This is a genomic window from Streptomyces sp. NPDC002994, assembly GCF_040611155.1.
GTDB lineage: Bacteria > Actinomycetota > Actinomycetes > Streptomycetales > Streptomycetaceae > Streptomyces.
The window spans coordinates 341,552-347,770 of record NZ_JBEXNQ010000005.1 but is presented as its reverse complement, the minus strand read 5'-3'; the positions used below and the strand labels follow the sequence as shown (position 1 = coordinate 347,770).

The window sequence follows — 6,219 nt, the reverse complement described above, 5'->3', positions numbered from 1 at the left end:
CCTGGTTCTAACTCCCCCCGCCCCCCTGGTTCCCCCACCACCCCCATCACCGGGGGCGGGGCCGGGCGGGGCGGCCCCGGGTCAACCGGCGCGGGGGGGCCGGGGCCGCTGAGGCCGGGCACCGCCGTCGTCGTGAAGCTGCCGGGTCAGGCCTTCAGGCCCTTGAGGCCGGTGACCAGCTCGGCGTACAGCGCGTCGTCCGCGACCTCGCGCGGGGCGGGGCCCGCGTGGAAGAACGCGGCGTTGGGGACGTCGAGCTTCCGGAGGAAGTCGAAGCCCTTGGCGTCATGCTCACCGAACGCGACGAACTGCCAGAACAGCGGCTTGTCGGCGGCGTCGGCCAGGGCCTGCTTGGCCGGGCCCTTGGCGTAGGGGGCGCCGTCCGTCTGGAACACGACCAGAGCGGGGCGGTCGCTGCCGGACTTTTCGTGGTGCGCGACGACCTCTTCGACGGCGCGGTGGTAGCTCGTACGCCCCATGTGCCCGATGGCGGTGTGCGCCTTGTCCACGAGCCCGTCGTAGGCGTCGAGGCTGACGTCGACGGTGCCGTCGATGTCGGTCGAGAAGAAGACGACGTGTACGCCGGCCTTCTCGTCGAGGTGGGCGGCGAGGGCGAGCGTCTGGTCGGCGAGGTGCTGCGCACTGCCGTCCTTGTAGAAGCCGCGCATGGACCCCGACCGGTCGAGGACCAGGTAGACGTCCGCCCGCACCCCGGTCAGCTGCTTGGCGCCGAGTGCGACGCCGGCGGCCTGGTAGTGCGCGACGAGCGCGGGCGCGTGCGACTCGACGTGCGCGAGGGGGTGCGCGGACTCCCCGTTTCCATCTGCGGAGACGGGCTCGGGCTGAGCTTCCACAGCTACCGGCTCGGGCTGCGTGTCGGCTTCCGGCTTCTCCTCGCCTGCGGCGGCCGCTGCGGGTACGAGGGCGTCCGCCTCGGTGGCGGTGCCGGTGCCGGCGCCGGTGTCGGTGTCGGTGGCGTCGGCCGCGACCGGAGCCTGCGTGGCCTCGGGCTCGTCGGTCTCGACGACCTGGTCAGCCTTGGCAGCGGGCTCCACCTTGGCGGCCGGGGTGGCCTCCGTGGTGGCGTCGGCAGTGACCGGGGCGTGCGTGGCCTCGGGCTCGGCGTCGGACGCCGCGACCGTGAGCTCGGGCTCCGCTTCGGCGGCCGGGGTGGCCTCCGTGGCGGATTCGGCCTCCGGGGTCGCGTCAGCCGTGGCTGACGGCGCCGTGACGGGATCGGCCTCGACCTCGGCCTGCGGCTCAGTTACCGGGGTCACTTCGGCAGCGAGGGGCTGGGCGTCGGCGTCCGCGTCCGGCTTGGCCTCCGTCGCGACGGCGGTGGTGTCGGCCGGGGTGTGAGTGGCCTCGGGCTCGGTGTCGGCGGTGTCGGCGGTGTCGGCGGTGTCGGCGGTCGGCCGGGCCTCCGGCTCGTGCGTGGCCACGGGCTCGGGGTCGGCCGCGACCTTGGTCGTCGGCTCGGCCTCCGGCTCGGTGGCCGTCTCCGGTGCGGCCGCCGTGAGCTCGGGCTCGGCGGCAGGGACGGCCTCGGGCTCGGGGACCGGGGTCGGGTCCGACGCCGGCTTGGGCTGGGTAGCCGCCGGGGTGGCGGATTCCGCAGTGGACTGGGACGGGACCGGGACCGGAGCCGAGGGCTTCGGGGTGGCGGGGTTCGCCGGGGTGGACTGGGCCGGGACGTTCGGTCCGGGCGAGGGGGTCTTCGTACGGGACGAGGAAGCGGACGGGGACGAGGACGGCTTGTCGAAAGCCGCCGCCACCAGGTCCGATGCGATACCCGGCGTCGACTTCCTGGCCGGCTTCTCCGTCGCCGCCGTGTCGTCCTCGTTGGCCGGGGCCTGGGCCGGGGCCGGTACCGAGGCCACCGACTCCCTGGTCTCGGCGGACGCGGTCGCGGTCGCAGACGCGGACGAAGACGTGGATTCCGGTTCCGGCGCGGTGGCCGACTCCGGCTTACGTTCGGCCTGGGACGGAACAGAAGCTGCCGCCGAGGTCTCCCGTGCCGGCGGCTGCTCGTTGCTCTCCGCTCGATCGCGTCCGAACACCTTGCGCAGCAAGCTCCGAATGCCCATGGGCGAGGCCTTTCGCATGAGTTGGGTGCGATGCACGCCCGCACCCGGCGGATGATCCCTGGCCAGGGCGGACACGTAAGGTTAGCGGCCCTTCCCGCTGATCTTCGGGAGGGTCAGCCGTGCCGTTCCACTTCCAGGCGCGCGCGGCTCGCGTCGGCGAATACCGATGCCAAACGCGCCCCCTCCGGCTGCCCCGGCGCGAACAGGCCGGCCGCGTCGGCCCGTACCACCAAAGTCCCATGCGCGTCGATCACTTCCGAGATGCCACGCGCCTCGATGGCGTCCCACCACGCGTCCAGATTCCGGCCGAACCACTCCGGCAGCCCGCACGGCCCGGCCACCGCGTCCCAGAAGTCGTCGAGTGAGTCCAGCGGCATACCTCGCAGGTCCACGGTGAGGTCCGGCGGCAGGTCCAGCGGCAGGTCCAGCGGGAAACCCGGGGTCAGGTCCGGCCCCAGGCCGCCGGGCGTCAAGTCGTCGGTCGGGGCGTGCGGTTCTTCCGGGACTTCGTCGCGCATGAGGCTGGAGCCTAGCCGTCAAGTCAACTTCCGCACGGCCGTCGCGCATTCACCTCACGTTCACCCCATGGCCGCCGGAACGCGGGCGTACGCCCCTAACGTCACGGCCGGAGACATTCCGACACGTTGTCGGCGCAGGGCGCGCCGAACCACAGCCCGTACAGCCACAGCCCATATGGAGGGGTCCGTGCGCAATCTGCTGCCGCTGCTCAACTCGCCGCACTCGGGTGGGCGCTCCGCGCTGACCTGTCGCTACCGCTGCGGAGACGCCTGCTTCCAGGACGTCCCGAACACCAGCGACAACGAGTACGCCGGCGACGTCATAGCCGGCGCTCTGTCGAGACGATCGATGATGCGCGCCGCCGCCGTGGTGACCGTCGCCGCCGCCGCCGGAACCTCGGCCCTCGCCGGCCCCGGCACCCCGCAGGCCGTCGCCGCCGACAGCACCGGCACGCCCCAGGCAGGCAGGACGCCGTCCGGTGCCCGCGGACTGCGCTTCACGGCCGTCGCGCCCAACACCACCGACGCCGTCACCGTCCCCGACGGTTACGCCCAGAACGTCGTCATCCGCTGGGGTGAGCCCATCCTCCGCGGCGCGCCCGCGTTCGACGCGGACAAGCAGTCCGCCAAGGCGCAGGCCGGCCAGTTCGGCTACAACAACGACTTCCTCTCCCTGCTCCCGCTGCCCGGCGAGCACGGCCGCCAGGTACTCGTCGCCAACCACGAGTACACGGACGAAATCCTGATGTTCAAGGGGTACGACCCGGCCAAGCCCACCCGCGAGCAGGTCGAGACCGCCTGGGCCGCGCACGGCCTGTCCGTCGTCGTCGTCCAGGAGGAGCGCAAGTCCGGCAAGCTCACGCCGGTCACCCGCCACCACCTGAACCGCCGCCTCCACACGACCTCCGTCTTCAAGCTCACCGGCCCCGCCGCCGGCAGCGACCTCCTGAAGACGTCCGCCGACCCGACCGGCACGAAGGTCCTCGGTACGCTCAACAACTGCGCCGGCGGCACCACCCCCTGGGGCACGACCCTCCACGGCGAGGAGAACTTCAACCAGTACTTCGCCAACGGCTCCAGCGCCACCGACAAGCGCTACGGCATCACCACCGGCGCCACCGAGCGCAAGTGGGAGCTTTTCGACAAGCGCTTCGACGCGAAGCAGGAGCCGAACGAGTCCCACCGCCAGGGCTGGGTCGTCGAGCTCGACCCGTACGACCCCGACTCGACGCCCCGCAAGCACACCGCGCTCGGCCGCTTCAAGCACGAGGCCGCGCAGCCCCGCCTGACGGCCGACGGCCGGCCGGTCGTCTACATGGGCGACGACGAGCGTTTCGACTACTTCTACAAGTTCGTCTCGTCGAAGCGGATGAAGAAGGGCACCTCGCGGGCCGCCCGCGAGCACAACCTCACCCTCCTCGACGAGGGCACGCTGTACGTCGCCAAGCTCACCGGCGACAGCCCGGCCGCCGAGATCGACGGCACGGGCAAGCTCCCGAACGACGGCGAGTTCGACGGCAGCGGCGTCTGGATCCCGCTCGCCACCGGGACCACCTCGCACGTCCCCGGCATGACTGCCGAAGAGGTGTACGTCTTCACGCGCATCGCGGGCGACAAGGTGGGCGCCACGAAGATGGACCGCCCCGAGGACGTAGAGCCGAGCCCCCGCACGGGCCGCGTCTACGTCGCCCTCACGAACAACACCGACCGGGGCAAGACCGGCAAGGCGGGCCCGGACGAGGCGAACCCGCGCAACCTCAACAAGCACGGCCAGGTGCTGGAGCTCGCCGAGCACTGGGACGACCCGGCGTCGGACGGGTTCGCCTGGCGGCTCTTCCTGGTCGCGGGCGACCCGAACGACTCGGCGACGTACTTCGCGGGCTTTCCGAAGGACAAGGTCAGCCCCATCTCCTGCCCGGACAACATCGCCTTCGACCCGCACGGCAACCTGTGGCTCTCCACGGACGGCAACCAGCTCGGCTCCCACGACGGCCTGTTCGGTGTCGCTACGCGGGGGGAGCGGCGCGGGGAGCTGAAGCAGTTCCTGACGGTGCCGAAGGGGGCGGAGACGTGCGGGCCGATCATTCAGGACCGGCGCGTGCTTGTCGCGGTGCAGCACCCGGGTGAGATTGACGGCGCGAGCGTCGAGAAGCCGGCGTCGGTGTGGCCGGACGGCCCCGGCAAGCTTGTCCGCCCGTCGGTGGTTGCGGTCTACCGCCGGGACGGGGGCGCGATCGGCGTGTAGTCGGGAGGGTACGGGTGCGGGTCCGCTGCGCGGGGCCTGTTCCCCACCCCGCCCCTTCCCGCTGTGACATTTTGCGGCTCCGCCGCGTGAGGGGCTCCGCCCCAGACCCCGGTCCTCAAGCGCCGGACGGGCTGAAGTGGCCGGGGGTAGCTGGGGCTCCGCCCCAGGCCCCGCTCCTCAAGCGCTGGACGGGCTGGAGGCAAACGCCGGAAGGGCTGGAGTGGCCCGGGGGTGGGCTTCTGGGGCTTGGCCCGGTTCGGGAAGGGGCGGGTAGGGGAACGAGCCCCGCGCAGCGAGCGGCCCGCACGCCCGCACGCCCACACGCCCGCCCGCGCCCTACCTCACCCCTGCCCTCGCCGCCACCTCACGTACTGCTCGCGCGCATCCCCCGTGTACGACCACGGCACCCGCGCCGCCCGCCCGCCCAGCAGGGCGAACACCTCGCGGGCAACCTCCGGCAGGCCCGCGTAACACGCCGCGTGCGCCAGATAGTTCAGCTCGCCCACCTCCTCCGGGAGCACCGGCCCCGCCGCCCGCCCGCCCAGCCACCGCTCCCTCGTCCGGCGTACCTCCGTCACCGCCAGCTCGTGGTGCCAGTGCTGGTCGAAGCCGCGCACCGGCCGGCCCTTCGCCGCAGCCGCCACGTACCGGTACTCCTCCACCCGCGCGATCTGCACCAGCACCGGCAACGGCGACCCCTCGGGCGCCGCGCCCGCCGCGTCGCGGGCGAAGTCGTACATGCGGCCGTGCGTGCCGTGCCAGCGTGCCGAGTGGTAGCGCAGCAGTTGCACGTGCCCCTCGATGTTGTACGGGTCGCGCCGCCGCAGCTCCTCCCACCATTCGCGCAGCTCCGCCCGGCCGACCCCGTCGCCGTACAGCCGCGCCACGGTCAGCAGTGACACCCACGGCATCGGGTCGGCGGGCCGTGCGTCGGCCGCGCTCAGGCAGGTCATGACGGCGACGTCGATGCGCGTACGGTCGACCTCGGTGCCGCGTCCCGCCTCGATGGCCTGGTTGAAGACCCGTACGACCTCGGTCGCGGCCCGCAGCACCGCCGCGTCCGGGCTGCCCGGTTCGGCCGCCCGCCACGCCTCGACGACCGAGCTGCTCGCGGCCGCGTGCGAGAGCAGGCGCAGCCGGTGCGTGCGCAGGGGCCAGTTGTCGCCGGTCGCGCGCAGCAGATCGCGTACGCCCTGCCAGCGGCCGATCACGATGTCCTGGCGAGCCGCGGTCAGCGGCCGGTCCCCGAAGTCCGGGTCGAAGTCGGGGGCGGCGGGACCGGAGCGGGAACCAGAACCGGAACCGGAACCGGAGCCGGAACCAGAACCGGAGCCGGAAGAGAAGCGGCGGCGAATTGCGGCCATGGGGG

At 72.8% G+C, this 6,219-nt stretch carries 4 protein-coding genes; 1 reads left to right on the top strand and 3 read right to left on the bottom strand.

Annotation, left to right across the window (positions count from 1 at the left end):
- Positions 1-146: 146 nt before the first annotated feature.
- Both ABZX79_RS09010 and ABZX79_RS09005 read right to left on the bottom strand, forming a co-directional pair.
- Complete coding sequence (locus ABZX79_RS09010; protein ID WP_355253685.1) at positions 147-2,087, bottom strand: VWA domain-containing protein; 1,941 nt, start codon at positions 2,085-2,087, stop codon at positions 147-149.
- Positions 2,088-2,200: 113 nt separating this feature from the next.
- Positions 2,201-2,464: a barstar family protein gene (locus ABZX79_RS09005; RefSeq protein WP_355253735.1), complete on the bottom strand. Its 264-nt coding sequence runs from the start codon at positions 2,462-2,464 to the stop codon at positions 2,201-2,203.
- Between the two features lie 328 nt (positions 2,465-2,792).
- Between ABZX79_RS09005 and ABZX79_RS09000 the strand changes: the two genes are divergently transcribed.
- On the top strand, positions 2,793-4,850 hold the full coding sequence (locus ABZX79_RS09000; RefSeq protein WP_355253683.1) for a PhoX family phosphatase: 2,058 nt from the start codon (positions 2,793-2,795) through the stop codon (positions 4,848-4,850).
- A gap of 341 nt (positions 4,851-5,191) precedes the next feature.
- On the opposite strand, the gene ABZX79_RS08995 is transcribed toward ABZX79_RS09000, so the two are convergent.
- Positions 5,192-6,214 (bottom strand): hypothetical protein, encoded by a 1,023-nt coding sequence (locus ABZX79_RS08995; RefSeq protein ID WP_355253681.1) that lies wholly within the window; start codon positions 6,212-6,214, stop codon positions 5,192-5,194.
- Positions 6,215-6,219 lie beyond the last annotated feature (5 nt).

What these genes read in the sequence shown, in the direction of transcription:
- ABZX79_RS09010 (WP_355253685.1), bottom strand. Translation starts at nt 2,087, where the DNA reads ATGGGCATTCGGAGCTTGCTGCGCAAGGTGTTCGGACGCGATCGAGCG.
- ABZX79_RS09005 (WP_355253735.1), bottom strand. Translation starts at nt 2,464, where the DNA reads ATGCCGCTGGACTCACTCGACGACTTCTGGGACGCGGTGGCCGGGCCG.
- ABZX79_RS08995 (WP_355253681.1), bottom strand. Translation starts at nt 6,214, where the DNA reads ATGGCCGCAATTCGCCGCCGCTTCTCTTCCGGCTCCGGTTCTGGTTCC.